Genomic DNA, 26,000 nt, shown 5'->3' on the forward strand with positions numbered 1-26,000 from the left:
AAACGGACCTGTGGGGGACAGGAGTCAACGAGTTCATCCGCGCGGCCGGGGCGACAGCAGCTGGTTGGCCGAGCGCAGCACCGCCGGAGAGAGCAGGAGCTCCGGGTCGAAGGCGACCGCCGACCGCACGCGGAAGACGACGGTTTCCCCCGGCAGCAACGTGACCAGCTGGTCATCGACCTCGGCGTCGGGGTCGACCCTGTCGACCAGCAGGGCCAGGTCCTTGACCAGATTCAGGGCGCGGACCTGCACCCGGTAGCCACCGGGCACGGCCGATGCGGTGGCCTGCAGATCCGGTACCGCGAGCTCCGACGCTCGGTCCTCGGCGAAGAAGAACGAGGCGCGCTGGTCGTCGACGTCCGCCGAGATCAGCTCCCGCGCAATCTGATCGGCCACCGCAACCGCGTTCTCCAGGGGCAGTGTCGCCGTCCCCCGCGCCGGCACCTGCAGCGTCTCCTTCTGCTCCGCCAACACCGCGCCCCCGAGATCGGTGCGGCGGATCAGGGCGGTGCTCTGCCATTCGGCGTCGGTGTTGTTGATGGCCACCAGCGACAGACCGGCCGGCCGAGGCTGGACGGTCAGCAATCGATCGGCGTAGGAGTGCCGCAGTGCGAAATACAGCGGCTTGAGGCGCCCGTCGCCGTCGATGGCCGCCCACGAGGTCACCGGCCAGCAGTCGTTGAGTTGCCACACCACGGTCCCGGCGCAGCGTGGGGCGTTCGACCGGAAGTGTTCGATCCCGAACTGCACGGCGCGGGCCTGGTTGAGAGACGTGGCCCAGTGCCAGTCCTCGAACGACGCCGGCGCGGGGAGATGATCCGCAAGACCGGCGGCCAGTTTGGCATTGCCGTCGTCGGCCTTCTGGTGCAGCAACATCTGCGGGGAGTCGAAGCTCAACTGATCGGCGTCGATGGCCCGGGTCAGCGTCGCCCAGGTGGGCGGGCCCTGGAATCCGAATTCAGAGAGGAAACGGGGCACGTAGTTCGCATACGCCCGGTAGTCCAACTTGTTCCACACGTCCCAGATGTGCATGGTGCCATGGTGTTGGTCATTCGGGTCGAGGTCCGGTGATGGCGACGAGGGGCTCCCGGCCGAATAGGGACGGGTCGGATCCAGTTCAGCCACGATGGCGGGCAGTATGTCGGTGTAGTAGCCCAGCCCCCAGGTCAGATCGCCGAGGCGTTCCTTCCAACCCCAGTCGTGATAGCCGGGGAAGTTCTCGTTGTTGCCGTTCCAGACGGCCAGGCTCGGGTGAGACGACAGTCTGGTCACCGCTTCCCTGGCCTCCGCAATCACCTCGCCGCGCATCGGTTCCTCCTCCGGGTAGGCCGCGCAGGCGAAGAGAAAGTCCTGCCACACCAGCAGTCCCGCCTGATCGCAGAGGGCGTAGAAGTCCTCGGACTCGTAGATGCCGCCGCCCCACACCCGGAGCAGATTCATCCCGGCGGCCACCGCCTGGTCGATCCGGCGGCCGTAACGCGCCCGGTCGATACGATGCGGGAAACAATCATCCGGAATCCAGTCGGCACCCAGCGCGAACACCGGCCGACCGTTGACGACAAGGGTGAAAGCGGAGCCGTCCGGTTCCGGGGTGGTGTCGAGAGCGACGGTGCGGAAACCGATCTCCTGTTTCCATCGATCCACCTCCGACCCACCCGAGGAACAGCACACGATCAACGGATACAACGGCTGCAGTCCATATCCGCGGGGCCACCAGAGGTCAGGCGCCGCCACCTCGACGGCGAGCACCGCGGCCGGCTGCCCCGGCGCGACGACCACATGGCGCTCCTCGCCGGCCACCGTCACCACCACCTCTACCGGTGCGTCGGCTGACAGACCGGCCGACAGCCCGTTCGACGGGCCGGCCCACTCGAGGTCGACGTGTACGTCGAGTTCGGCATCGGCACTCCTCATGGTGATCAACGGGCGCACTCCGGCGATCCGGACGTGACTCCAGCGGTCGAGGTAGACCGGCTTCCAGATGCCGGAGGTGACCAACTCCGGACCCCAGTCCCAGCCGTAGTTGCAGGCCATCTTCCGAATGGCGTTGTAGGGGTAGGAATTCACATGGGGCCGGGCGCCCTGTTCGGCGCTGAGCCGCAATGCGGCCTCGATCGGCGCGGAAAAGGAGACGACGAGACGGTTCTCGCCGACCACCAGCAGGTCCCGCACATCGAAGCGATAGCTGCGGTGCATGTTCACCGTCCGGGCCACCTCGTGCCCGTTCAGTTCGATCAGCGCGATGGTGTCAAGGCCTTCGAAGACGAGGTCGACCCGTTCACCGACCGCCGGCGGCTCGGCGTCGAAGGTGGTGGCGTACTTCCAGTCGGTGTGGCCGATCCATCGCAGGCTGTCTTCGTGGTCGGCCAGATAGGGATCGGGGATCAGGCCGGCGGTGAGCAGGTCGGTGTGGACGGAGCCCGGAACGGTGGCGGGCACCGGGTCGGCGGGCAGGATCTGGCGGGCCTCCGGCGTCAGCGCCTGGACGGTCCACCGTTCGGACAGGAATGTTTTCACGGAGTTCCTTCGGGTCGATGAGTGCACACGCGCGTCGAATCCGGCGCTGCACGAGGGGATCGATCTCAGCAGGACGAACACCGACGACCGGTGTCGGCCATGTCGTGGTGGCCGGGGTCGGGGTCGACTTGCCGGGCGATCACCGATGCCCGACGCATTCTCAGAAGCCTCGGTACTTTCTTAACGCTTTTGGGGAAGTAAGTCAACCTGCGGCGCCACGCCGAAGGACCGGGGCGAGAGTTCCTGCTGCAGAACGAGCGCCGCCGCCCCTACTGCGGCGGCGTCCGCGACGTGCGCGGAGAGCGTGACCCGGACGTCGTGCACGGGCCGGGCGAAGAAGTCCGTACGCAGCTGCTCGACGATGGCCTCGACGTACAGCGAGCCGGCCACGACGAACGAGGGCCCGGCCAGGGTGATCGAGTCCAGGTCGAGCAGGTTCGCCAGGGACACGACCGCCATCGCCAGATGACCGGCCGACTCGGTGATGAGTTCGACCGCAAAGGGTTCGCCGTGGGCGGCCTCGGTGGCGATGATCCGGAAATCGTCGAATGGGTCCGACTCGGCGGTCAGCGCAAATCCGGCCACCCGGCCGGCCGCCAGTGCCTCTCTGGCCTTCGCCGCGACCGCCGCCGGGGCGACGAGTTGCTCGACGGTGGGACGCCCGGATCCGGCCATCAATCGCATCTGACCGAGTTCGCCGCTGTTGGAACTCGCACCGCGGTAGATGGTGCCGTCCAGCACGATGCCGGCGCCGAGTCCGGCCCCGAGGTAGATGCTGCAGTGCGCCACTGAATCGGACAGGGCGCCGGTCCAGAATTCTCCGATAGCCGCTGCGGTCGCGTCGTTGTCGAGCAGCACGGGCAGCCCCGTCGCGGCCCGCAGCCGGTCGCGGATCGGGAAGTCGGCCCAGTTGCCCAGGGTCGGCGGGGCCAGGATGGTCCCGTTCACCAGGTCCAGTGGACCCGGTGCGACCACGCCGACACCGACCACCGCCACCGGATCGACACCCAACGAGTCGAGCAGTCTTCTGACCTGCCAGGCTATCGCGCCGGTCGCGGTGTCCGGGTCGACCGCACGGGCACCGAGAGTCCTCTGCCGGCCCACCATCGCGCCGGCAAGATTGCTGACGACGTAGGTCACGGAGTCGGCCCCGAGTTGGATGCCGACGGCGAAACGCGCCACCGGGTTGATCTCCAGCATGGTGCGGGGTTTACCGCCGGTCGATTCGCCGCGACCCATCTCCAGGACCAGACCGTCGGCCAGCAGCCGGCGCACCACATTGGACATGGTCGCTGACGTCAGCCCGGTCTCGATGGCCAGTTCCACCCGACTGATCGGCGCGCGGGATCGGATCAGGTCGAGCACCATGCCGCGATTGGTGGCCGTGAACAGCGACTTGCGTGCCGGCACGGTCTCTCCTCTTCCGACGACGGAGCCGACACCGGGGTCGACTCGGAGATCAGTCTAGAAGTCGGCCCCGTGACGTCGACGGGCCAGTGCCCAACCGGGACGCCATACTGCCCTGGTGTCCCCTCATCCCGATCTGCTCTCCACCCGCGGCGGCCCGACCATCGGGCTGGTGCTGCGTCGGCCGGCCGGCACCCTCGGGCTGGAGCCCTTCTTCGAATCCCTCATCGCGGGCATGGAGGAGGTCGCCGAGCACCACCGAGGCTCGGTCCTGCTGCAGATCGCACCGGACCTCGAGGCCGAACGCGAGACCTACCGAAGATGGGGGAACGGCGGCCACGTCGCCGGCGTCCTGATCATCGAGTTGGTCGAGGGCGACGATCGTGCGGCGTTCCTCCGGTCGTTGCAGCTACCCGCCGTCGTTCTCGGTGAACCGGCCGCCGGGGAGTCCGCGGTCGCCCTGCGGGTGGACAACTACGGCGCCACCATCGACGCCGTCAACTACCTCGGAACGCTCGGGCACCGGCACATCGGCCGAGTCTCCGGACCGCCGGAACTGCTTCACACCCGCTCCAGGAGCAAGGCTTTCACCGATGCGCTCGAGCTTTCCGGCTATACCGGGGTCGTCGTCGCGGCCGACTACACCGCCGAGGGGGGTGCGCGGGCGACCGCGGAACTGCTGGACCTGGAAACCCGGCCGACGGCCATCTTCTACGACAACGACGTGATGGCGGCTGCGGGACTGGACTGCGCGACCGCCCGCGGCGTCAGGGTGCCCGCCGACCTGTCCATCCTGGCCTGGGACGATTCCACCACCTGCCGGATGACGGCACCGCCGTTGTCGGCGATGAACCGGGACCTCTACCAACTCGGCGAGATCGTGGCGACGCTCCTGCTGGAACTGATCGCCGGCCGCCCGGCGGCGAGCAGGGCAGCCCCGCCGTCCCGGATCATCGCGCGGGGCAGCACCACCGTCGCCCCTGGCTTCGTCCCCACCGAAACAACCGCGAAACCACCAGCGGTCCCACCAACGAAACGAACCGCCCGATCGACCGTCGCCGGACCGGCGAAAGCGACCCGGAGAGCAGGGGCGGCCGTGCGCCGGAGCGAGTGACCACGCCCGACGGACGGCGGTCACCAGTGTTGATAGGTCAGGGATCTGCCGTCGGGACGGAGCCGCTGCAAGGGCGTCAGCTCGCTCCGGAGCACCAGCACTGCCCCGCCCACCGCAGCCGCATCGGCCCCACTGGCCGACAGGACCGCGCGGACCGGACGCACCGGCCGGTTGAACGCACCCCGCTGCAGAGCGGCGTGGATGATCGGCTGGTAGATCGGGCCGGCGGTGCCGAACGTCGGACCGGCCAGCACCACCAGGTCCAGGTCGAACAGGTTCGCGAAATTCAGCGCAGCAATGCCGAGATAGCGCGCCGAGTGCTCGATGATCGCCAGCGCGTCGGCGTCGCCGGCGATCGCCGCGGAGGCCACCTTGTCGAAGTCCACCAGGATGTCCTGCGCCGCCTCCGTCAGCCCGATGCGGTCGGGCAGTCCGGGAACCGCGCGCGCGGCCTGGATGACGGCCAACGGCCCGGCGAAGTTCTCGAGACAGCCGCGGTTGCCGCAACTGCACTCGATACCGCCGGCATCGAGCGAGATGTGGCCGATCTCCACGGGATTGGAGGTTCCGCCGCGGTAGAGTTCGCCCTCGACCACGACTCCGCCGCCGATCCCACCGGCCATGTAGATGCACCCGTGGGTGCTCGCCGGGTCCACCCCGCCGACCCAGTATTCGCCGATCGCCGCGGCCGACGCGTCGTTGTCCAGCAACACCGGCAGGTCCAGCATCTTGCTCAAGGTGGCCACCAGCGGGTAGCCGTACCACTCCGGCGTCGGCTGGGGATTGAGCAGTACTCCGGCGGCCCGGTCCTGTGGCCCGTGGGTGACGAGCCCGACGCCCAGCACGGACCCGCGATCGACTCCGGCCCGCACGAGCAGGCTGTCGACCTCGGCGGCGATCGCCTCGAGAGTTGCTGCGGGTGAGCGATTCCCGGCGCCTCCGATGGAGGACCTGATCACCGGCCGACCGGCCAGGTCGACGACGACGATCGACGAGGTCGACCGGTCGAGCTGGACACCGACCGTATACCGGGACCCCGAGTTGAGTTCGATCAGGGTGCGGCGCTTGCCGCCGGTCGACTCACCCTGACCGACCTCGATGAGCAGACCGTCGACCATCAGTTCCCGCACCACGTGCGTGATCGTGGCGGCGGTGAGACCCGATCCCTGCGCCAATTCGACCCGACTGATGGTGCCGGCGGCGCGCACCAGATCCAGGACGACGCCGCGGGTCCGCGGCCTGCTCGGTGGCGCTGTCATGTGTTCCTGCCCTCTGACCGGTTCGTGGATCACCCCGCCGGCGCTCCACCGAATCTCATCCTTGACTTACTTAGGATACTTGGTTAAGAATCAAATTCGCTAGTCGGAAGCCGACAACCTCGGACAACAAGCCGCCGGTCACGTCGTGGTGATCAGCGCACGAAAGGGCCAAAGATGTTCCTTCTCCGTCTCCCGCTCCGCGCACAGGCACCACCCCGGACGTCGTTCGCCAGACGTCGCAGGCCGACGCTCGTCGTTGCACTCACCGTCGCCGCCCTCTCCCTCGCCGCCTGCAGTGGCGGCAGCTCGACCACTGCGATCGCCGTCACCTCCGATCCGACCGCGGCTGCTCCCTCCGGCGTCGCAGGCTCGGCAGGGTCGGCAGGGTCGGCCGCACCCGCTGCCGTGGTAGCCACCAAAGCCAACACGCTGGTCGCCTATACCGGACAATCCGGTGACTACCAGATCAATTTCAACCCGTATTCTCCGTCATCGATCGGCGGTATCGGCACCATCTACGAATCGTTGTTCTTCGTGACCAACGTGAATTCCAACAAGCCGACGCCGCTGCTGGGCACCGACTACACCTGGAACACGGCCGGTACCGAACTGAAGGTGACACTCCGCAGTGGCGTCACGTGGTCCGACGGCACACCTTTCACCTCTGCTGACGTCCTGTTCACCTTCAACCTGCTGCTCAAGACCGCCTCGTTGAACACGAGTGGTTTCGACGGGAAGGTGTCCGCGCCGGACGCGACCCACATCGTCATCAACTGGAGCCACCCCGCCTTCGTCAGCGGTCCCGCCGTACTTGGTTCGACCTACATCCTTCCCGAGCACATCTGGAAGGGGCTGGACCCGACCACGGAACTGAACAAGACCCCGGTCGGTACCGGCCCTTTCGTGCTGTCCAACTTCAAGCCGCAGGCCTATACGATCACCGCGAATCCGAAGTACTGGGGCGGTGAGCCGAAGGTGAAGGCCATTCGCTTCCTGTCCCTGTCCGGTAATACCGCCGGCGCCGACGCACTCGCGGCCGGAACGGTCGACTGGCAGACCGGCCCGGTCCCCGACATCGCCAAGGTGGCCGAGATCTATCCGGGTTACCAGGCCATCACCATTCCGCAGAACCAGGTGGTTCTCGGAGCCTGCTCGAGTGTGGCCATGGGCTGCAAGGGACCTCAGACCGACCCGGCCGTCCGGCAGGCGATCTACTACGCGATGGACCGGACCCAGGTCAATTCCCTCGCCTTCCAGAACACCTCCAGCGAGATGTCGTCGACCTTTGCGCTCCCCTTCAGCCAGAAGGACCAGATCTCCAAGGCCATCACCGATCCGATGGTGCCGATGACTCCCGATGTGGCCAAGTCCGACAGCATTCTCACCGCCGCCGGTTACGTCAAGGGGGCTGACGGCATCTACGCCAAGGGCGGCGTGAAGCTCTCGCTCACGGTCGCCGTCGTCAGTGGCTGGACCGACTACATCACCGCCCTGGACACGATGACCCAGCAGCTCAAGGCCGCCGGCATCGCGGTCCTCACCTCGCAGAGCTCCTGGAACGACTGGACGGACAAGAAGGCCAAGGGCAGCTTCCAGCTGGCGATCGACTCGCTCGGCCAGGGACGCAACTCCGACCCCTACTGGGTCTACAACAACTACTTCACCACCGCGGGCACCGCCAAGGTCGACGGAAAGACCGCTGCCGGCAACAACTTCGCCCGGTACTCCGATCCGACGGTCGACGCCGCCGTCAAGACCCTTGCCGCAACGGCCCCGACAGATGCGGCGGCCCGGCAGACCCAGTTCGACATCATCCAGAAGGCCATCGTCGCCAACATGCCCTACATCCCGGTGATGACGGGCGGCACCACCAGTGAGTACAACGCCAAGAAGTTCACCGGCTGGCCGACCAAGGAAGATCTCTACGCCTTCCCGGCCATCTGGGCCTCCCCCGACAACGCGCAGATCTACAAGAACCTCGTCCCGACCTCCAACTGACGTCCGGTCGGCCGAGATGAACTACTACGTCCGGAAACTGGCCTTCTACCTGGTGGCGATCTGGGCGGCACTGACGTTGAATTTCATCATTCCACGCCTGCTGCCCGGTAATCCGGTCGACATCCTGCTGGCCAAATTCCAGCAGCACGGTGGGATCGTCGATGCCTCCACCCGCAAGGCCTATCAGCTCCTACTGGGCGGTGACACCGATACCTCACTGATCTCGCAGTACGTTTCCTACCTGCGCAACGTGTTTCGAGGCGATCTCGGGGTATCGGTCAGCTATTTCCCGGCCAGGGTGACCGACGTCATCGCCACGTCTCTGCCGTGGACGATCGTGCTGATCGGGTTGGCCACCGTGCTGTCCACCGTCATCGGGGTGACTCTCGGCGCGTTCGTCGGGTGGAAGCCCGGTACCTGGCTCGATTCCCTGGTGCCGGCCACCACCCTGCTCTCGGCGGTGCCCTATTTCTGGCTGGCTCTCATCCTGGTCTATTTCTTCGGGACGAAGCTGCACTGGTTGCCCGTCCAGGGCGGCTACGACGTCGCCCTGGATCCGGGCTGGAGTTGGCCTTTCGTCACCTCCGCCCTCAAGTACGCGATCCTGCCGGCACTGACCATCGTCATCGCGTCGGTCGGTGGCTGGCTGCTCGGGATGCGAAACATGATGGTGTCGACCCTGTCCGAGGACTACATCCTCACCGCGCAGGCGAAAGGCCTGCACGAAGGCCGCATCCTGCGCACCTACGCGGCACGCAACGCGGTGCTGCCGTCCGTCGCAGGGTTCGCCATCTCGCTCGGTTTCGTGGTCGGCGGGTCGGTGGTGACCGAGCAGGTGTTCTCCTACCCCGGCATCGGGTCGAAGCTGCTGACCGCGGTCACCAACAACGACTACGCCCTGATGCAGGGACTCTTCCTGTTCATCACCCTCTCCGTCCTGGGTGCGAATCTGGTGGTGGACCTGCTCTACGGAATCATCGATCCCCGTACCCGGGCGAGAAGCTGAGGAGGCCGGCATGACGAACCTGACCCCGACCACGGAACCCTCGGTGGCCGATGCCCCCGAACAGCTCGCCGCCGCCGAGAAGTCCTCCCCGAGCGGTGGTCGACCACGCGCCGGTTGGCGATTGATGCTGCCCACCATGACCCCCTGGCTGGCGATCGGTCTCGGGCTGGTCTGCGTCATCGGACTGTTCGGCATCCTCGGCCCGTTCCTGGTCGGCGACCCGACGACGATCCGCAACCTCGGCATGGCCGGACCGGACGGCGACTTCCTGCTGGGGACCACCCAGACCGGACAGGATGTGCTGGCCCAGTTGGCTTTTGCCACCCGTGGATCGTTGGAGATCGGCCTGCTTGTCGGGGTACTTGCGACCGTCCTGTCGGCCTTCTTCGGGATCTTCGGTACGTACATCGGCGGATTCGTCGACGAGGCGTTCTCGCTGTTCTCCAATGTCATCCTGGTGATCCCGGGACTGCCGCTGGTGATCGTGATCTCGGGGTTCGTGCCACCGGAGAACCGCGGGTTGTGGACGATCGCCATCGTATTGGCGCTGACCAGTTGGGCCGGTTCGGCGCGGGTGCTGCGAGCCCAGACGCTCTCCCTGCGTACCAGGGACTACGTGGCGGCCGCGAGGGTCGCCGGTGAGCCCTCCTGGCGGGTGATCTCGGTCGAGATCCTGCCGAACCTGTTGCCGGTGCTGGCCTCCCAATTCGTCTTCGCGGTGATCTCGGCGATCCTGGGCGAGGCCGGGCTCTCCTTCCTCGGCCTCGGCGCGTCCAACTCCTCGACCCTGGGCACCATGCTGTTCTACGCCCAGAACGGGTTTGCCCTGCCGCTGGGCGCCTGGTGGTGGTTCATCCCGCCGGGAGCGGTGATCGCGCTGTTCGGCACCGGCCTCGCGTTGATCAACTTCAGCATCGACGAAATCATCAACCCCAAGCTCAAGAACGCCCGTCGCTACCGCAAGCTGGCCAAGGCAAGTCGGAAGGTCGCCGCATGACGAACTCGTTGTCCGACAACCTCATCCGACCCGAAGAGCTGGCCCAACCGGTTTCGGGTCGACGTGGTCGCCCGGTGCTGACGGTGGAGAACCTCTCGGTGATCTACGAGGTCGCGCACCCGGTGGCCGCGGTGAAGGATGTCAGCCTCACGCTGGCGGCCGGCGAGATTCTCGGACTTGCCGGCGAATCCGGTTGCGGCAAGACCACCCTGGCGTACGCCGTCAATCGGCTGCACCGTCCCCCGGCCCGGATCTCCGCCGGCCGGGTGACCTGGCACGACCGGGACGGCACCGACACCGATCTGCTGCACCTGGCCCCGGAAGCACTGAGAGCCTTTCGGTGGGACAAGTTGTCGATGGTCTTCCAGGGCGCGATGAACGCTCTCAACCCGGTCATCAACATCCGCGCCCAACTCGAGGACGTGCTCACCACGCACCGCCCCGGGATGGGCCGGGCCGAACGTCGCCGTCGGGCCGGCGACGCCCTCGAACTCGTCGGCGTTGACCGTTCCCGGCTCAGGTCCTTCGCCCACGAACTGTCCGGGGGGATGCGCCAGCGGGTGATGATCGCGATGGCGTTGCTGCTGCAACCGCAGGTGATGATCATGGACGAACCCACCACCGCGCTGGACGTGGTGGTGCAGCGGGAGATCCTGCGGGAGATCGTCCGGCTGCGGGACGATCTCAACTTCGCGGTCATCTTCATCACCCACGACCTGCCGATGCTACTGGAGATCAGCGACCGCATCGCCGTCATGCTGGCCGGCGAGATCGTCGAACTGGCGGACGCGCAGCTGATCTATTCCGACCCGCAACACGAATACACCCGAAAGCTCCTGCGGTCCTTTCCCAGCCTGACGGGCGAGCGCGGGGATTTCATCAGATCCGGCGTCGCCGAGAAGAAGTTGGGTACATCGTGACCAGCATCGAGGTGAAGAACCTCAGCAAGACCTTCCTGCTCAGGGACGGCCTGAAACGGACGAAACTCCATGCTGTCGATCGGGTCTCGTTCGATCTGGTGCCCAGGCGGACGGTGGCCCTGGTCGGTGAGTCCGGCTCGGGGAAGTCCACCATCGCCCGCATGCTGGCCCGGCTGGAGAAGCCGACATCCGGCGAGATCAACGTGACCCTCGACGAGGGGACCCGCGTGCACGGCGCGATCTACCGGCGGCACGTACAGATGGTGTTCCAGGACCCGTTCGCCTCGCTGAACCCGTTCCACTCGATCGAGCACCACATCGCGCGGCCGCTGCTGCTGCACAAGCGGACGAAGGGCGCCAAGGCGACCCATGACCGGGTGGTGCAGATGCTGGAGCGGGTCAACCTGAATCCGGCGGAGGACATCGCGGCCCGACGTCCGCACGAACTCTCCGGCGGGCAACGTCAGCGGGTCGCCATCGCCCGGGCCCTCGCCCCCGGCGCGCAGGTGTTGATCGCCGACGAGCCGGTGTCGATGTTGGACGTCTCGATCCGCCTGGAGGTCCTCAACCTGTTGGGTCGCCTGCAGCGGGAGGACAACCTCGCGGTCCTGTACATCACCCACGATCTGGCCACCGCCCGGCATTTCTCCGACGAGATCCTGGTGATGTACCGGGGGCGGATCGTCGAGCGCGGTCCGTCGGACGACGTGATCCTGCGGGCCAGGCATCCCTATACCCAGCTGCTGCGGCAGGCCGCCCCCGACCCCGAGCGACCGGGAAAGCTGGTCTCGGCCTCCGCCGTGGATCGGGCCGCCATCGACAACTCGATCTGCTTCAACCACTACGAGCAGGCCTGGACGTCCGCCGACGGCGCCGTCATCCCGGCGCCGTCCCTGATCTGAGATGCCCACGATCGCGAGGGATCTCGCGCTGGCCGACGAGGTCACCCGCATGCATGGTCTACGACCTGGCCGGATCGAGGAGATCGTCGGCAACGGCTTCACCAATCACGTCTTCCTGGTGCACGGCGATCGACAGCGGTACGTCGTCCGGTTCCCGATCGACCCATTGCGGGACAACAGCTTCGAGACGGAGGCGTGGGCGTTGGCCCGGGCCGCCGAGCAGGGAATACCCAGTCCGATTCCCGTCGGATGGGGTACCACGAGGGGGGTGCCCTACCTGATCCAGACCTTCGTCGATGGCGTTCCCGGCAGCTCGGCGCCGTCGGTGGAGCTGTGGCGGGTGCTCGGCGAGTATTCGAACGCGATCAGCACCATCGCACTGACCTCCGCGCCGGACGGCCTGTTCACCCGTTTCGGTCGCGACCTGATGGGCGCCTGGACATCTCATCTGGACTACAACCGGCGGCAGCTGGTCCCGGCGGACCCCCTGATCGAACTCGGCGTCTACACCTCTGCGCAGCAGCCGCTGCTGCGGGAGTTCGTGGGCGGACTGACCGACCTCGATCTGCACTTCGGGCTCTGCCACGGCGATCTCGCTCCGCGGAATCTGCTGGTGGCCGACGGGGTCGCGCCCGTGCTGATCGACTGGGGCTCCGCGTCGGCCGGGCCGGTGCCCTTCGGTGACCTCCTGCACCTGGTGAAGGCTCACCGGTCGGATGGCTCGCCGTCGACGGACGAGTTGGCGGCCTTCGCCGACGGGGCGGGCATCGCGCTGGGCTCGGTGATGGGCACGGTCGAAGACCTCCTGTTGCTGTCGGCGCTGGATCTCCCACGCTGGGCGCTGGATCGCCGGCCGGATCGGCTGGCCGAGATCGTCGCGGCTTCGAAAGATCTGGTTCAATCACGCTGGTCGGATTGAAACCGTTGATCGGCAGAGGAAGGCACAGCCATGGCGCCCGAGATCTTCACGTACCGGCCCGGTCCCGAGGATTTCGTGTGGACCTTCGGCGGAGCGGCGAGCAAGGCCACCGTCCGGCCCGGGACGATTCTCGAACTCTTCACCGAGGACTGCTTCGCCGGCGCCGTCAAGCAGGAGAGCGACCTCGTGTCGGAGGTCTGCCATTTCCCGTTCCTCAATCCGCAGACCGGCCCGTTCCACGTCGAGGGCGCGGAACCGGGTGACACGCTGGCGATCCATTTCGTCTCCATCCAGCCGGCCCGTGACTGGGCGGCGTCCACCACGGTTCCGCTCTTCGGGGCGCTGACCTCGACGACCACCACCGCGTCCCTCCAACCACCACTGCCGGAACGGGTCTGGATCTGGAAGCTCGATCGGGAGAAGGGCACCTGTCTGTTCACCGCGCAGGATTCCGACCACCAGGTCGAACTGCCGATGGATCCCATGCACGGGACGATCGGCGTCGCGCCGGCCAATCTGGAGGTCCGTTCCGCGCTGGTCCCGGATGCGCACGGCGGGAACCTCGATTCGCCCGAGATGCGAGCCGGGGTCACCGTCTTCCTCGGGGTGTCGGTGCCTGGCGCCCTGTTCAGCCTCGGGGACGGCCACGCCCGGCAGGGTGAGGGCGAGACCTGCGGCGTCGCCGTCGAGGCGGCGATGGACACCGTCATCGTGATCGACCTGATCAAGGGCCGATCCACCCCATGGCCGCGGATCGAGTCCGACACCCATCTGATGTCGCTGGGCTCGGCCCGCCCGCTGGAGGACGCCTTCCGGATCGCCCAGCTCGATCTCGTCCGGTGGGTGTCAAGTGACTGCGGACTGTCCGAACTCGATGCCTACCAACTGCTCTCGCAGGCGGTCGAGTCGCCGCTGGCCAACGTCTGCGACACCAACTACACGTCGGTGGCCAAAATCCGGAAGGACTGGGTGCCGGGGGAATCGGCCACCAGTTCCGTCCACCGACGTCTTTCCGGCCTTGCTGCCGAGTACCGGAGGACTGTCGAGACCGGGTGAGGTGCCGGCTACTTGAGTTTCGGGATCATCTTCTTGTAGAGCGCGACAGCGAACGCGTCGGTGAACGAGTTCTCGGATGTCTGCAGCATGAGATCACCGACGCGGACGACGGTCTGCCCGATTCCGCTGTAGGCTTCGTCGCCGAGCCCGGGAACCTTCTTGCCGCTCCGGTAGAGACCGATGTCGTCGCCCTCGGTGATGTCGATCTCCACCGTGCCGGAGCCCCCGAGGCCGGAGATGTTGAACTTGCAGCCCGAGCTGGGTTTGATACCGCTGCCGGACGTCGGCGTCGCCTGCAGGGTGTACACACCGGCCGCCCTCTGGGAGGCCGCCATCTGCTCCCGTGCGACAGCAACGGCATCCGCCTCGCTCAGCAAGGCGCAGACGTCGATGGATCCGGCCCGATTCGAAGCGCCTCCCGCAGCTGACGGAGCGTCCGTCTGCGACCCGGTGGTATCGGCCTGGCCTGGCCTGGCTACTACGGCCGTCCCTCCCGTCGAGCTACCACCGCAGGCGACCAGCATCGGGACGAGAGTGGCAGTGCACAACGAGACCAGCCGACGGGAAGTCATGACCGGCACTTTAAGCCCGGATTGCGACGTCTGGGCGATGACCGCCAATTCGGACCCGACAAACCCCCGATCAGAGCAGAGCCTTGGCGATCTCACCGCCGGCGCACGTCCAGTTCGCCGCCAATCACCCAATGGCGGCGATCGACTCCACCACGATGTCCCAGAACCTGGCGTGATCCAGGCCCGTCCCGACCTGGTGACGGCAGTCCAGCCCGGCGGGCAGTCGCAGGTCGACCACTGTCCGCCCGTCGGTGAGCTCGCCCTTCGTCTCGACCGCAATGGGTGCTCGCACAAGGTCGAACACCGTCGGGTCGATCAGGTAGACGACCGGGCAGAGATCGTGCACGGGCGCCGCCTCGAAGTGCTGGTGCTCAAGATAACGCGCTTCGAAGAACTCCAGCAATTCGTCGACGAAAGTGCCGAGATCGTTGCCCAGAGCGCGGATCCGAGTGCGCACGTCAGGGGTGGCCAGGGCCTGGTGCGAGACCTCCAGCCCCATCATGGTGATCGGCCACGCGGCCTCGAACACCTCCTTCGCCGCCTCCGGGTCGACCAGGATGTTGAATTCGGCCGACGCCGTCATGTTGCCCTGGCCGATGGCTCCGCCCATGATCGCCACCTCGGCTACCCGTCCGGCGATGGCCGGCTCCAGTCGCAGTGCGAGCGCAAGATTCGTCAGCGGAGCCGTTGCCACCAAGGTGATCTCACCAGGATCCGACGTCATCACCGTCTCGACGATCAGTTGGGTGGCGGCGCGTGGATCCAACTGGATGTCGGCCTCCCGCGGCGCCGGCCCGTCCATGCCGCTGTCGCCGTGGATGTCCGGCGCAGCTTTGTGCTCGCGGCGCAGCGGACTCTCCGCGCCCCTGGCGAACTTGACCGTGCGCATACCCGCGACTGTTCCGATCACCAGTGCGTTGTGGGTCACCAGATCGACAGTCTGATTGCCACAGACCGTCGTGACGGCCAGCAGTTCAATCGCCGGACTGCCGTAGGCCGCCAGGATCGCCAGTGCATCGTCGTGGCCCGGATCGCAGTCCAGGATGATCTTGCGTGGCATCGTCTGGTCCTCGGGGTAGTGGTGGTGGTCAGATCAGGACGGCATCAGGAACGGGCAAGGTCAGGACCGCTTCCGACGAATTGACTATCCTCACGCTAGACGAACGGCTGCGACGGGGATGCTCGCGGCCCGTGGAGAGCCGGTTGCTGACCCGTTGACCGACACCGGAAGGAACACGATGACCTACGTTCCGATTCTCGACCTGTCCCAGGACGACGAGGTCTTGGCGCCCGCGGTGGACCAGGTCTGCACCGAGGTGGGCTTCTTCCAGGTGGTCGAGCACGGCGTGAACTCAGGGGTGGAGGAACGCACCTGGCATGCGCTGCAGCAATTCTTCGACGTCCCTCTGGAGGAGAAGCGCGCGTTGCAGGCCGAGCACGCCGGCGATCCGTACGGCTACATCCCGGTCAGCGCCGAGTCGCTGTCGAAGTCGCTGGGCATGCAGGCACCGGGAGATGTGAAGGAGAGCATCAACATCGGCCCCTTGGAACGCCCGGACCACACCCTGTCGGGACCGGACGAGGCCATCATCTACACGCCGAACCGGTGGCCGGCCTCGATGCCGGAGCTCAAGAGCATCTGCGGCGCCTACTACGAAGAACTCACGACCTTGAGCGAGCGGATCATGACTCTGTTCGCCCGGGCACTACGGCTGTCCCCCGACCACTTCGATTCGATGATCGACCACGCGCCCAGCGCGCTCCGTGGAGTCAACTACCCGGCCACCACCGAACCCCTTGCCATCGGACAACTCCGGGCCGGAGCCCACACCGACTACGGCCTCCTGACGATCCTCAAGCAGGACGCGGTGGGCGGACTGCAGGTCGTCGACAAGGACGAGAACTGGGTTGGGGTGCCGAGTGTCCCGAACGCCTACGTCATCAACATCGGCGATCTGATGGCCCGCTGGACGAACGACCGCTGGCGGTCGACCCTGCACCGCGTGGTCAATCCTGTCGAAGGGGCAGCCGCAGCCGTCCGCCGTCAGAGCATCCCCTTCTTCTACAACGCCAACTGGGACGCCGAAGTCGTCTGTCTGCCCTCCTGTCTGGCACCGGGGGAAACAGCGAAGTACGAATCAGTTGTGGCCGGACCACATCTCATGGCAAAGTTCCGCCGCGCAACCGCCGCCTGAGCCCCGCCGCCTGACCGATCTCCGACCAGCACCCGCACAGCGGATCATCCGAACAGCGGCCGAGGTGGACGGCTTCGCTGTCAGCCGCCGGCCACCGACGGAAGGATCTGGACCTCCGCACCTGCGCGCAGCGGCGTGGTGAGCACGCCCGTCAGGCGGCAGTCCTCACCGTCGACGTAGACGTTGACGTACCGACGGATCTCCGACCGCTCGGACCGGATCCGGCGGTGCAGTCGCGGATGGGTCGCGCCCAGTTGATCCAGCAGTGCACCAAGTGTCGGCCCGGACCGCAGGGTGAGCGTCGACTCTCCCCCACATTCGGCGCGCAGCACGCCCGGGACCAACACTGTGACCGGGACGGTCGAGGCATCGTCGGCCATGCTCACACCTGGAAGGCCCGCACGCACAGCACATCCGGGAGGTGCTCGGCGATCATCGACCAGGAATCGCCCTCGTCGGCGCTGCCGAACACCTCGCCGGACCGGGTCCCGAAGTACACGCCCGTGACGGCTGCGTCGTCGGTGCACATCGCATCCCGCAGCACCACGGGATAGAAGTCGTTCGGCGGCAGCCCGTTCTGCAGGACTTCCCAGGCGGCTCCGGCGTCGGTGGAACGATAGACACGGCAACGAAAGTCGGGAGGGTAGCGACTACCATCTGCCTCGATCGGAAAGGTATACACCACACCGGGTTTCGAGGGGTGGGCCACCATGGTGAAACCGAAGTCGGTGGGCAGCCCGTCCGCGATGCTCTCCCAGCTGTCCCCGCCGTTGTCGGAACGGTAGACGCCGTGGTGGTTCTGCGCGTAGAGCCTCTCGGGGTCGCCGGCGTCGCGGGCGACCTTGTGCACGCACTGGCCGAACTCGGGCCAGGGATCGGGGAAGAAGTAGGCCTTGATGCCCTTGTTGGCGGGGCTCCAACTCTCGCCTGCATCCGTCGAGCGATAGACACCACCCGTGGACATGGCCACCAGCAACCGGTCCGGGTCGCTGGGATGTGGAAGGACGGTGTGGATCGCCTGCCCACCGAACCCGGCACCCCACTCCGGACGGTGCGGGTGGTTCCACAGACCGGGCACCAGGTCGTAGCTCTCCCCACCGTCGGTGGACTTGAACAGGGCCGACGGCTGGGTACCGGCGTAGACGACGCCGGCCGCTGTCGGGCTGGCCGCGAACTGCCAGACTCTTACCAGCGCAACACCGGCCGAGTCCGGGAAAGCCAACGGCGGCTCGTCCGGCTCGCTCCACGTCGCGCCGAGGTCGTCGCTGACCGCCACGCTCGGTCCGAAATGCGAGCTCGTCACGCTGGCCAGCAATCGGGTTGTGCTGGAACGCTTGTCGACGCCGACCGCGTAGACGTTGGTCATCTGGAACTGCGGCGGGCCGATCTCCCAGGTCTTGCGGTCATCCTCGCTCCGCGCCGTGAACAAACCCTTCTCGGTTCCGATGCACAAGATGTGCGACATTCGCTGAACACCTCCACGATTTTCCGGCGGTGGATTGCCCAGTATGGTCCGTCACCGGAAAGTTCGCAGGCCCAGGTGCGGGTGCTCAGCTCTCCGGGACCCCCAGCAGCTTCTTCCAGGCACCCTCGTAGCCCATCGGCAGGAACCCGACCGCCTCGTTGACGTCGAGCATCGGGCGGTTCTCCTCGGCGTTGAAGGTGGTGATCGCGGAGTGCCCGGGGTGGTCCCGCTGGAGCTGCCGGAGGTTGGCGATCTTCATCCAGGTGCCGAGTCGGTGTCCGCGGTGCGCGGGCATGACGAGGGTGTCCTCCTGCGAGACCACGCGGCTGCTCTCCGCCGGCACCGACAGGACCGTCAGACCACAAAGCCTCCCGGTGGGCAGGTGTTCGACAACGGCGAACAGACTGATCCGCCCGTCGCCGGCCTGCAACTCTTCCGTCTGGGTGATCCGCTCGGGCGTCCACACGCTCTCCGGTTCCTCCAGACCGGCCGACGGCTCCTCCGTGCTCATCGCGGTGTACAGCGCCGCCATGTCGGCGAGCCAGCGGGCTGGGACGCGGCCGGACCACTCGTGGAGCCGGTAGTCAGGGCCGGCTGCCGCGGCGGATGCAGCGAGACGCTCTGCCAGCTCGACATTGTCGACGGGAAGGGCCAGCCGGCTGCCCCGTTCGACCTGCTCGAGGCTGTAGCCGCGACCCAGCAGGAAACGCACCTCCGGGTTCTGCCGCGGCACCGATCCGAAGCCGGTCGGCGAAGGGAGCTTCTCACCCGAGCTCCCGGCAGACACCGCGTAGACGATCAGCTTCGTGCGGCCGTCCTCGCGGGCGGCATCCTCGACCCTTTGGGCCAGCGCCGTGCCGATGCCGAGCCGTCGGTATTCCGGCAACACCCGGAGGTCCAGCCAGCAGGTGTCCGGCTCGTCCAGCAATGCGTCGATGCAGCCGCGACCCACGATGCGGCCGTCCAGCCACGCGACGAACATCCAATGCTTCTTGTGGGGATCGAGCCACCGCGGCAGGATCTCCGCCGGCGAGTAGCTGAGCTCGTCGGTGCCGTAGCTGTGCGCCTCGACCAGGTTCCGCACTTCGATGGCCGCGATGAAGTCTGCAGCGTCAGCGGATTCGATGGATGTCGGGATCTGCACCGGCGAGATGGTGAAGGTGCGCGTGGTCGTCACGATTGCTCCGTCGCATCGGATCTCTGGGGCAGGCCTGCCGCCTGGGATGACGATCCTCCTGCGAGCCGGATTGCGCACCTGATTTAGGCAATCGAGGGAACGGCAGAGGCGATCGAGATTGCGGTTTCCAGCCGTGGACCGGTGGTCAACTCGGCCCGATGACTGTCGTCATGACGCAGTTGCCCTTGCCCTTCGGGCGTTGGTAGGTGAACCCGAGCTGCTCGTACATGGTGCGGGTGGCGTTGTAGAGGAACGAGGCCGAAGTCTTCTTGCCCGGCGGGAGATCGTGCGGGTACGCCTCGACGAGACCGCCGCCGGCCGCTGCGATCAGGGCCAGCGCGCCCCGCACGACGACCGCGGCCATCCCCTGGCGCCGGTACTTCCGGTCCACGAACAGGCAGGTGATCCGAAAGTCGGGCACGTCGACGACACCCTTCTCCCACTCCTTGCGATGATGGATGTTCGGCAGCTCCGCCACCGGCCCGTACTGCGCCCAGGCGATGGCGAGGTCGCCGTCGAACACCAGGGCCGCATGGGTTCCGTCCCGCAGGACCAGCTGATGCTTGAACTCGCGATTGCCGAGTTCCTTCCGCTCGGGCGGATCCGGAAACGCGTGGAAGTAGACGCACCAACATCCGCCCCACACGCCGTTGTGACGCTCGGCCAGGCCCGCGTACGCGTCCCAAGTCGGAGGACCCAGCGTCTCGATCCGATAGCCGTCGATGCTCAACCCGGATGTACTCATGGCATAGAACGTAAGTCGATTTCCGGCTCACGGCAATCGGTGTGGTTCTTTCAGCCCGGACGGCCACCGTCACCGTGATCCAGACGGTCGGCGTGGGTCACCGGGCGGCGGCCAGACGGCGGGCGGCCTCGACGACGAACGCCCGCCGACGATCACGTTCCACCGGTTCGTCGCCGGCGACGCCGGTGATCATCTCGGCGAGTTGGGGCACGGCCTGCCACCAGGCGGCCAGGGCGATCAGCGCGAACACCAGATGTGCCGGATCGAGTCCGGCATCGAGAACGCACTCACGCTGGGCTTTCTCGAACCGCTCGACCTTCTCCCGGTAGTGCGCCGAGCGCCGGACGACATCGGCTGCGGGACCGCGACTCAGCCCCTCCCACTGCAGCAGGCGCCCCAATTCCGGGTGAGCCGCGTGGTAGTCGTAGGTCGCACCCGCGAAGTCGCCGATGTCGCCCAGCCCCGCCCCGGTCAGTCCGACCGCGGTGGCCAGTCGGTCGAGTTCGTCGGTGAGTACCACTTCCCACAGCGCGTTCTTGTCGCCGTAGTAGCTGTAGAGCCGCTCCTTGTTGATGCCCGCCCGACCGGCGATCCGCGTCATGGTGGTGCCATCGAGCCCGCGCTCGGCGAACTCCGCGGTCGCGGCCTCCTTGAGCCGGCGCCGCGTTCCTTCGGTGTCCCAGGCCATCTGCTCACGGTAGAGGATTCCAACGCCAGCGTTGCAGATTCTCACCGCGAGTCGTAACGTGGTAACTCCAACGGCTTCGTTGGAGATTGCCTCAGGAGGTAGCGATGAACGATTCATCGAAGGTCGCCGTGGTGACCGGCGCGAACAGCGGCATCGGGAAGGAGATCGCCCGACAGCTTCTCGGCTCGGGTTTCACCGTGTATGTCGGTTCCCGGGATGCGCTTCGCGGTCAGGCCGCGGTCGAAGAACTGGGTGCAGGCGCTCGCCTGCTGGTGCTCGATGTCACCGACGAGCAGTCGATCGCTGCCGCCGTCACCCGCATCGACCAGTTGGACGTCCTGATCAACAACGCCGGCATCAGCGACGACGGGCGACCGGCGCCCCAATCAGACGTCGACACGTTTCGACGGGTCTACGAGACCAACGTGTTCGGAGTCCTCGCCGTCACCAACGCTTTCCTGCCCGTCCTACGTCATTCGCCGCACCCGCGCATCGTCAACGTGTCCAGCGGCACCGGGTCCCTCACCTGGAGCACGTCGCCCAACCCGCAGTTCGACCACCGCGGGCCCGGCGTCGCCGCGGCCTACCGGTCGTCGAAGACTGCGGTGAATGCACTCACCGTCTACTACGCGCAGGCACTGGCCGAGGAGAAAGCGTTCAAGGTCAACGCTTTTGCCCCCGGACTGCGGTCGACCAATCTCAACAGCCGCGCCGCCGGGAGCGGTGGAGACCCGGCCGAGGCGGCCGCCGAAGCCGTTCGGCTGGCCCTGCTGCCGGACGACGGCCCCACCGGCGGGTTCTTCTCCTGGGACGGCACCATCGCGCCCTGGTGAAGACCGGTCCCCGCCCGGTGGGATGCCCCCGTCGCCCCGACGTCGGACTCAGTGCGCGGTGGCACCCAGGGTCCGAGCGTGGCTCGTCAGCAGAGTCGCAGTGTCACTGGGATAGAGGACCCGAAATCCGTCGTAGTCGCCATAGGGGACACCGGCATCCGTCAACGCGGTCAGGATCCAGAATTGGGTGGCTGCTCCGCCCGAGGTCTCCACCGCGGTCAACCAGGCGTCGTAACCCCGATCGCGGGTGGCTCCGTCTGCGATGCCGGTCGCCGCCTCGATCTTCAGCCCGAACTCCTCGATGACGACCGGCTTGTGCAGGGTGGTACGACCGAGGGCGATGTGGTCGCTGATCCATTTGCTCCCCCACGCGATCGCGTCGACACCGTTCGAGGCATTGCGACCCCAACCCTGTGGGTAGAGGTGCACGGTCGCGTAGTCCACCGCCTTCAGCGAACTCAGGGCCGGCCAGCGGTTCCCCTCGTAGGTGCTGTAGGGGTAGTCGGCACTCCCGACCTGCAGACCCATGCCCTCGTCTCCCACTGCCACCAACTGCCGCGGCGCGAGATGCTTGATGGCGCGGCTCATCTCGTCCGCCCACTTCAGAATGCTCCGGCCGGTGGAATCGGAGCGGTTCCGGGGTTCGTTCGCGAGCTCCCACGTCATGATGGTCGGATCGTCCCGGTAGCGGAGACCGGTGTAGCGGTTCCGTCGATTGATCACGTGACGTGCATAGGCCAGATAGCAGCGCCGGATCTGGGTGTCGGTGTAGAAGCGGTCGTGGTTGACCGCCGCGCCGTAGCTGTCGTCAGGGAGGTCGAGGAACCACTTCACGTACTGCTGCATGCCACCGTAGTCGGGCCAGTTGTTCACCAGTGGCAGAACCAGGCGAATCCCCAGCTGACCGGCTTTGTACACCGCGTAATCCAGGGAATCGAAGTTCGCTTCGTCGTATTCGTAGGGCCCGGTCTGCAGCGCGCCGGTGGTGTTGCCGTCGAAGAACGCCCACGCCCTCACCACCTGCATGGACATGGCCTTCGCGTCGTTCAGCATGCTGTCGATCATGTAGTGCGACTGGGCATGCAGGTAGTAGCAGTTGGTCCCGCCCCAGTGCCACGGCTTGCCGGCGAGCTGGAACTGGCCGTTGCGGACACCGACGAAGCCCAGCTTCGGCCACGCACCGGCCGGCGCCGGGTTCCGTACCGAGGGGACGACCGGCGCTGCGGGCACGGCTGCCGACGCCACCCCGCCGTCGAGTACGGTCCCGGCCAGTCCGGCCAGGGTCAGAACTCCCGCCCCGGCCAACAACTTTCGCCTTGACGGACCCGCCAGGGCCCCCGGATCACCTCGTACCTCGGGCTCCTCGACATGATCGCCGTCTCGAGCCGGCCGGGAAATTCTGGTCATGGTTTGCCTCCACGTCGATGTGGGCCTGGCGCACCGCCGGGGAGTCCGGCGTTGCGGAGCGAAGCCGCGACCGGTACAGGCCGGATCGCGGCGGGAGCGGTTGCTGGGTTCTTTCTTAATTCATTTGTTGAGCTAAGTCAACGTCTGAACGTCTCAGTCGAGCAGTCGGGCGCGAAGGTGCGCCAACTTCCGTTCGGCATGGAGCTGCGGTGTCGCGTGCACCCCGAAGTCGAAGACCGCCAACTCCTTGGGCGAAGTGATCTCGTTGTACGCGGCGAACACCGTGGACGGCGGGCAGATGGTGTCCATCAGCCCGACCGACAGCAGGCAGTCCGCGGTGATGCGGCGGGCCAGCAGGGCACAGTCGACGTAGCGGAGTGTGTCGAGCGCGGCCGGCACCAGATCCACGTGCTGGGCAAGGAAGTCGGCCACCTCGTTGTAGGGCGCGGTCCCGGCCACCGTGACCCCGCGCTGGATGTCGCAGAGAAAGGGGACATCTGCGTGACAGACACGCACCATCGACCCGGCCAGAGCGGCGGCGGCCAGCGCCAGGCCGCCGCCCTGGCTGCCACCGTTCACCGCAATCCGGTCGGGATCAACGCCCGGCAACTCGGCGGCGACTTCGACGGCCCGCACCGCATCGACAAAAAGCCTGGTGTAGTAGTAATTCTCGGGATCGGTGATACCCCTCGTCATGAATCCCGGGAACTCCGGGCCGTCGACGCCGCGAGTCCGATCGCCGGTCGCCCCGACCGTCCACCGGCCACCCTGACCTCTCGTATCCATCACCAGGTGGGCGAACCCGGCACCCGGCAGCACCATGTGCTCGGTCGGAACCCCCCGCCCTCCCCCGTAGCCGATGAAGGTCACCACCGCCGGGAGCCGGCGTTCCCCGCTGCCCGCGGGACGGAGATACCAGGCCCGTATCGGATCACCGCCCGCGCCGCTGAATTCGACGTCCCAGACCGGTGTCGGACCATAGATCTCCGGTCGGTACCTCGTCATCCGAACTGGACGGGCCAGCTCGCGGGCCGTGGTCAGCCGACCGGACCACCAGGCGTCGAGACCGTGCGGTTCGACGGTGCTGGTGCGGTAGGAACGAAGCTGGGCATCGGGCAGGTCGAACAGCGGCATCCGTCTTTCCTCTTCCTGTCATGGTGCTGCATGTGATTTCCGGGAGGCGCCGGGCCTCAACCGGCTCTATCCTTCAGGCTGATCAGCCTGGGTGCGAACTCACTGTGCAGGACCAGCGACGCGGCGCCGATCGACCCGACGTCTTCGGCGATCTCCGACAGCCGGACCTCGACCGCATGACTGTCCCTGGCCAACGCTGTGGCCGCGACTTCGCGCCTGACCGCGTTCAGGTACAGCTGCCCGACCCGTGCGAATGCCGGTCCGGCCAGTACGACCAGGTCCAGGTCGAACAGGTTCGTCAGCGTCACGACGGCGTAACCCAGATAGTCGGCAGCACGCGAGATCAGTTCGATGGCAAGCGGATCACCACGGTTGACGGCCTGACCGATGCGGGCGTAGTCCTGTCGGACGCTGGTCCCCGTCAGCCGCAGTTCGGCACCCTCGCCACCGGCCACCCTGGCCCGGGCTGCGGCGACCACCGCGGGAGGAGCGGAGAAGAGCTCCACGCAGCCCCGATTGCCGCAGAAACACAGTTCGCCCCGTGGGTCCAACGAGATGTGGCCGATCTCGCCCGAGTTCGAGGAGCTACCGCGGCAGACCTGCCCCCCGACGAAGATCCCGGCCCCGATACCGGTCCCCATGTAGATGCACGCAAAGTTGTTGCTCGACGATGCTCCACCCGCCCAGCGCTCTCCCATCGCCGCCACCGTCGCGTCATTGTCGACCGTCACCGACCACGGCAGCAGCCGCTCGAGTTCATCACGCAGCGGGACGTGCTGCCACCGCCCCATGTTCGGTGGGTTGAGCACCATCCCCGTGGCCTGGTCGATCGGACCCGGAGTGGCCACGCCGACGCCGACGACCCGCGCAGGATCGATTCCCGCGTCCTGGACCAGACGACGGACATCGCGGGCGACATGGGCGATCACCGTGGCCGGGCGGCTGGTCTGCCCGGCCGCTGTCCGCAGCCGACCCAACGGCGCTCCCAGCAGATCGGTCAACACCGACGTCGTCGTATCCACGTCGATCTGCACACCCACCGCATAGCCACCGGTGGGATTGATCCTCAGCAGGGTTCTGGGTTTGCCGCCGGTCGACACACTCTGACCCCTCTCGATCACGTACTGCTCGGCGATCAGGCGACGGACGATGTTGGACACGGTCGCCCCGGTCAGTCCGGTCATCGTCGCCAGTTCGACGCGGCTCAGGTCGTGCGCGGAGCGGATCGCGTCGAGCACGACACTTCGGTTGTAGCTGCTGACCAGAGGAAGGTTCGCGCCGCCCGCCATCGCATCTCCGATTCTCGTGACTGTCGATGCTGATGATGCCCTGTCGTCGGCCCGACGTGGAACGCCGGCCACCGAGAAGTCTGATTCGGCAGCCCTCGTCACCCGCACGGGTCCCTGAACGGCTTCGTCCGGCCGTCGACATTGACTTAGTTCACCAAATCGGTTAAGAAAGAAAGGTCTAGCTTCTGTGCTTGCTTCTTTGACGTCGGGGTCGGGTTCGGTCCTTCCGTCGTGCTGGCCGGCGCACCCGATCAAGGAGGATCAATGGCGACCATCGGATGGTCACGGCGTCGCGGTCGTGCGACGGTGTTTGCAGTCGTAGTCTCTGCCGCACTGGTGATGAGCAGTTGCACCAGCAGTCCCAAATCTCAGAGCTCGTCCGCCGCCGGCGGCGCGGGTA

23 protein-coding genes are annotated in these 26,000 nt (G+C 66.7%); 10 read left to right on the forward strand and 13 right to left on the reverse strand.

Features of this window, described 5'->3' with window-relative positions:
* Positions 1–33: 33 nt before the first annotated feature.
* Positions 34–2,517, reverse strand: coding sequence for a glycoside hydrolase family 2 protein (locus ABIB25_RS12560; protein ID WP_354528795.1), 2,484 nt, complete (start codon positions 2,515–2,517; stop codon positions 34–36).
* Between the two features lie 180 nt (positions 2,518–2,697).
* On the reverse strand, positions 2,698–3,927 hold the full coding sequence (locus ABIB25_RS12565) for an ROK family transcriptional regulator (protein WP_354528796.1): 1,230 nt from the start codon (positions 3,925–3,927) through the stop codon (positions 2,698–2,700).
* Positions 3,928–4,042: 115 nt separating this feature from the next.
* On the opposite strand from ABIB25_RS12565, the gene ABIB25_RS12570 reads away from it, so the two are divergent.
* Entirely contained in the window at positions 4,043–5,038 is a 996-nt protein-coding gene (locus ABIB25_RS12570; RefSeq protein WP_354528797.1) for a LacI family DNA-binding transcriptional regulator, read from the forward strand.
* A gap of 20 nt (positions 5,039–5,058) precedes the next feature.
* Here ABIB25_RS12570 and ABIB25_RS12575 read toward each other — a convergent pair whose 3' ends face one another.
* Positions 5,059–6,297, reverse strand: a complete 1,239-nt coding sequence (locus tag ABIB25_RS12575; RefSeq protein WP_354528798.1) for an ROK family protein — start codon at positions 6,295–6,297, stop codon at positions 5,059–5,061.
* Positions 6,298–6,471: 174 nt separating this feature from the next.
* Between ABIB25_RS12575 and ABIB25_RS12580 the strand changes: the two genes are divergently transcribed.
* The 7 genes from ABIB25_RS12580 to ABIB25_RS12610 are packed head-to-tail and all read left to right on the forward strand — an operon-like array spanning position 6,472 to position 14,095.
* On the forward strand, positions 6,472–8,295 hold the full coding sequence (locus ABIB25_RS12580) for an ABC transporter substrate-binding protein (RefSeq protein WP_354528799.1): 1,824 nt from the start codon (positions 6,472–6,474) through the stop codon (positions 8,293–8,295).
* A gap of 16 nt (positions 8,296–8,311) precedes the next feature.
* Complete coding sequence (locus ABIB25_RS12585; protein WP_354528800.1) at positions 8,312–9,301, forward strand: ABC transporter permease; 990 nt, start codon at positions 8,312–8,314, stop codon at positions 9,299–9,301.
* A gap of 10 nt (positions 9,302–9,311) precedes the next feature.
* Positions 9,312–10,298 carry an ABC transporter permease gene (locus ABIB25_RS12590; protein WP_354528801.1) on the forward strand — a complete coding sequence of 329 codons (987 nt, stop codon included), beginning with the start codon at positions 9,312–9,314 and terminating at the stop codon, positions 10,296–10,298.
* Positions 10,295–11,218: an ABC transporter ATP-binding protein gene (locus tag ABIB25_RS12595; protein WP_354528802.1), complete on the forward strand. Its 924-nt coding sequence runs from the start codon at positions 10,295–10,297 to the stop codon at positions 11,216–11,218. The genes ABIB25_RS12590 and ABIB25_RS12595 overlap by 4 nt, the downstream gene beginning before the upstream one ends.
* The gene (locus tag ABIB25_RS12600; RefSeq protein WP_354528803.1) at positions 11,215–12,120 is read left to right on the forward strand and encodes an ABC transporter ATP-binding protein; all 906 of its coding nucleotides are present in this window, start codon (positions 11,215–11,217) and stop codon (positions 12,118–12,120) included. The genes ABIB25_RS12595 and ABIB25_RS12600 overlap by 4 nt, the downstream gene beginning before the upstream one ends.
* 1 nt (position 12,121) lies before the next feature.
* The gene (locus tag ABIB25_RS12605; protein WP_354528804.1) at positions 12,122–13,039 is read left to right on the forward strand and encodes an aminoglycoside phosphotransferase family protein; all 918 of its coding nucleotides are present in this window, start codon (positions 12,122–12,124) and stop codon (positions 13,037–13,039) included.
* A gap of 30 nt (positions 13,040–13,069) precedes the next feature.
* The gene (locus tag ABIB25_RS12610; protein WP_354528805.1) at positions 13,070–14,095 is read left to right on the forward strand and encodes an acetamidase/formamidase family protein; all 1,026 of its coding nucleotides are present in this window, start codon (positions 13,070–13,072) and stop codon (positions 14,093–14,095) included.
* An 8-nt stretch (positions 14,096–14,103) separates the two neighbouring features.
* Here the strand turns inward: ABIB25_RS12610 and ABIB25_RS12615 are convergent, their stop codons facing one another.
* Entirely contained in the window at positions 14,104–14,667 is a 564-nt protein-coding gene (locus ABIB25_RS12615; protein WP_354528806.1) for a hypothetical protein, read from the reverse strand.
* A 124-nt stretch (positions 14,668–14,791) separates the two neighbouring features.
* On the reverse strand, positions 14,792–15,727 hold the full coding sequence (locus tag ABIB25_RS12620) for a nucleoside hydrolase (RefSeq protein WP_354528807.1): 936 nt from the start codon (positions 15,725–15,727) through the stop codon (positions 14,792–14,794).
* Between the two features lie 178 nt (positions 15,728–15,905).
* Between ABIB25_RS12620 and ABIB25_RS12625 the strand changes: the two genes are divergently transcribed.
* Positions 15,906–16,862: an isopenicillin N synthase family dioxygenase gene (locus tag ABIB25_RS12625; RefSeq protein ID WP_354528808.1), complete on the forward strand. Its 957-nt coding sequence runs from the start codon at positions 15,906–15,908 to the stop codon at positions 16,860–16,862.
* An 80-nt stretch (positions 16,863–16,942) separates the two neighbouring features.
* Here the strand turns inward: ABIB25_RS12625 and ABIB25_RS12630 are convergent, their stop codons facing one another.
* The 5 genes from ABIB25_RS12630 to ABIB25_RS12650 all read right to left on the reverse strand — a co-directional run bounded on the left by ABIB25_RS12630 (position 16,943) and on the right by ABIB25_RS12650 (position 20,937).
* Entirely contained in the window at positions 16,943–17,242 is a 300-nt protein-coding gene (locus tag ABIB25_RS12630) for a MoaD/ThiS family protein (protein ID WP_354528809.1), read from the reverse strand.
* 2 nt (positions 17,243–17,244) lie between these two features.
* On the reverse strand, positions 17,245–18,327 hold the full coding sequence (locus tag ABIB25_RS12635; RefSeq protein WP_354528810.1) for a WD40/YVTN/BNR-like repeat-containing protein: 1,083 nt from the start codon (positions 18,325–18,327) through the stop codon (positions 17,245–17,247).
* 85 nt (positions 18,328–18,412) lie between these two features.
* Entirely contained in the window at positions 18,413–19,504 is a 1,092-nt protein-coding gene (locus ABIB25_RS12640; RefSeq protein WP_354528811.1) for a GNAT family N-acetyltransferase, read from the reverse strand.
* Positions 19,505–19,649: 145 nt separating this feature from the next.
* On the reverse strand, positions 19,650–20,249 hold the full coding sequence (locus ABIB25_RS12645) for a GNAT family N-acetyltransferase (RefSeq protein ID WP_354528812.1): 600 nt from the start codon (positions 20,247–20,249) through the stop codon (positions 19,650–19,652).
* Positions 20,250–20,346: 97 nt separating this feature from the next.
* On the reverse strand, positions 20,347–20,937 hold the full coding sequence (locus ABIB25_RS12650) for a TetR/AcrR family transcriptional regulator (RefSeq protein WP_354528813.1): 591 nt from the start codon (positions 20,935–20,937) through the stop codon (positions 20,347–20,349).
* A gap of 104 nt (positions 20,938–21,041) precedes the next feature.
* Between ABIB25_RS12650 and ABIB25_RS12655 the strand changes: the two genes are divergently transcribed.
* Positions 21,042–21,770, forward strand: a complete 729-nt coding sequence (locus ABIB25_RS12655) for an SDR family oxidoreductase (protein WP_354528814.1) — start codon at positions 21,042–21,044, stop codon at positions 21,768–21,770.
* A gap of 48 nt (positions 21,771–21,818) precedes the next feature.
* On the opposite strand, the gene ABIB25_RS12660 is transcribed toward ABIB25_RS12655, so the two are convergent.
* The 3 genes from ABIB25_RS12660 to ABIB25_RS12670 form a co-directional block, all read right to left on the reverse strand.
* A complete protein-coding gene (locus ABIB25_RS12660; protein WP_354528815.1) occupies positions 21,819–23,177 on the reverse strand; it encodes a glycoside hydrolase 5 family protein in 1,359 nt (452 codons plus the stop codon).
* Positions 23,178–23,330: 153 nt separating this feature from the next.
* Positions 23,331–24,311, reverse strand: a complete 981-nt coding sequence (locus tag ABIB25_RS12665) for an acetylxylan esterase (RefSeq protein ID WP_354528816.1) — start codon at positions 24,309–24,311, stop codon at positions 23,331–23,333.
* A gap of 56 nt (positions 24,312–24,367) precedes the next feature.
* The gene (locus tag ABIB25_RS12670) at positions 24,368–25,600 is read right to left on the reverse strand and encodes an ROK family transcriptional regulator (protein ID WP_354528817.1); all 1,233 of its coding nucleotides are present in this window, start codon (positions 25,598–25,600) and stop codon (positions 24,368–24,370) included.
* Between the last annotated feature and the right edge of the window lie 400 nt (positions 25,601–26,000).

This window comes from Nakamurella sp. UYEF19 (genome assembly GCF_040546275.1).
Taxonomy (GTDB): domain Bacteria; phylum Actinomycetota; class Actinomycetes; order Mycobacteriales; family Nakamurellaceae; genus Nakamurella.

Excerpts from the sequence above, each read along its gene's own strand:
- ABIB25_RS12595 (WP_354528802.1), top strand. The coding sequence starts at position 10,295 with ATGACGAACTCGTTGTCCGACAACCTCATCCGACCCGAAGAGCTGGCC.
- ABIB25_RS12580 (WP_354528799.1), top strand. The coding sequence starts at position 6,472 with ATGTTCCTTCTCCGTCTCCCGCTCCGCGCACAGGCACCACCCCGGACG.
- ABIB25_RS12615 (WP_354528806.1), bottom strand. The coding sequence starts at position 14,667 with ATGACTTCCCGTCGGCTGGTCTCGTTGTGCACTGCCACTCTCGTCCCG.
- ABIB25_RS12620 (WP_354528807.1), bottom strand. The coding sequence starts at position 15,727 with ATGCCACGCAAGATCATCCTGGACTGCGATCCGGGCCACGACGATGCA.
- ABIB25_RS12575 (WP_354528798.1), bottom strand. The coding sequence starts at position 6,297 with ATGACAGCGCCACCGAGCAGGCCGCGGACCCGCGGCGTCGTCCTGGAT.
- ABIB25_RS12645 (WP_354528812.1), bottom strand. The coding sequence starts at position 20,249 with ATGAGTACATCCGGGTTGAGCATCGACGGCTATCGGATCGAGACGCTG.
- ABIB25_RS12660 (WP_354528815.1), bottom strand. The coding sequence starts at position 23,177 with ATGACCAGAATTTCCCGGCCGGCTCGAGACGGCGATCATGTCGAGGAG.
- ABIB25_RS12610 (WP_354528805.1), top strand. The coding sequence starts at position 13,070 with ATGGCGCCCGAGATCTTCACGTACCGGCCCGGTCCCGAGGATTTCGTG.
- ABIB25_RS12625 (WP_354528808.1), top strand. The coding sequence starts at position 15,906 with ATGACCTACGTTCCGATTCTCGACCTGTCCCAGGACGACGAGGTCTTG.
- ABIB25_RS12585 (WP_354528800.1), top strand. The coding sequence starts at position 8,312 with ATGAACTACTACGTCCGGAAACTGGCCTTCTACCTGGTGGCGATCTGG.
- ABIB25_RS12590 (WP_354528801.1), top strand. The coding sequence starts at position 9,312 with ATGACGAACCTGACCCCGACCACGGAACCCTCGGTGGCCGATGCCCCC.
- ABIB25_RS12670 (WP_354528817.1), bottom strand. The coding sequence starts at position 25,600 with ATGGCGGGCGGCGCGAACCTTCCTCTGGTCAGCAGCTACAACCGAAGT.
- ABIB25_RS12630 (WP_354528809.1), bottom strand. The coding sequence starts at position 17,242 with ATGGCCGACGATGCCTCGACCGTCCCGGTCACAGTGTTGGTCCCGGGC.
- ABIB25_RS12655 (WP_354528814.1), top strand. The coding sequence starts at position 21,042 with ATGAACGATTCATCGAAGGTCGCCGTGGTGACCGGCGCGAACAGCGGC.
- ABIB25_RS12635 (WP_354528810.1), bottom strand. The coding sequence starts at position 18,327 with ATGTCGCACATCTTGTGCATCGGAACCGAGAAGGGTTTGTTCACGGCG.
- ABIB25_RS12650 (WP_354528813.1), bottom strand. The coding sequence starts at position 20,937 with ATGGCCTGGGACACCGAAGGAACGCGGCGCCGGCTCAAGGAGGCCGCG.
- ABIB25_RS12605 (WP_354528804.1), top strand. The coding sequence starts at position 12,122 with ATGCCCACGATCGCGAGGGATCTCGCGCTGGCCGACGAGGTCACCCGC.
- ABIB25_RS12665 (WP_354528816.1), bottom strand. The coding sequence starts at position 24,311 with ATGCCGCTGTTCGACCTGCCCGATGCCCAGCTTCGTTCCTACCGCACC.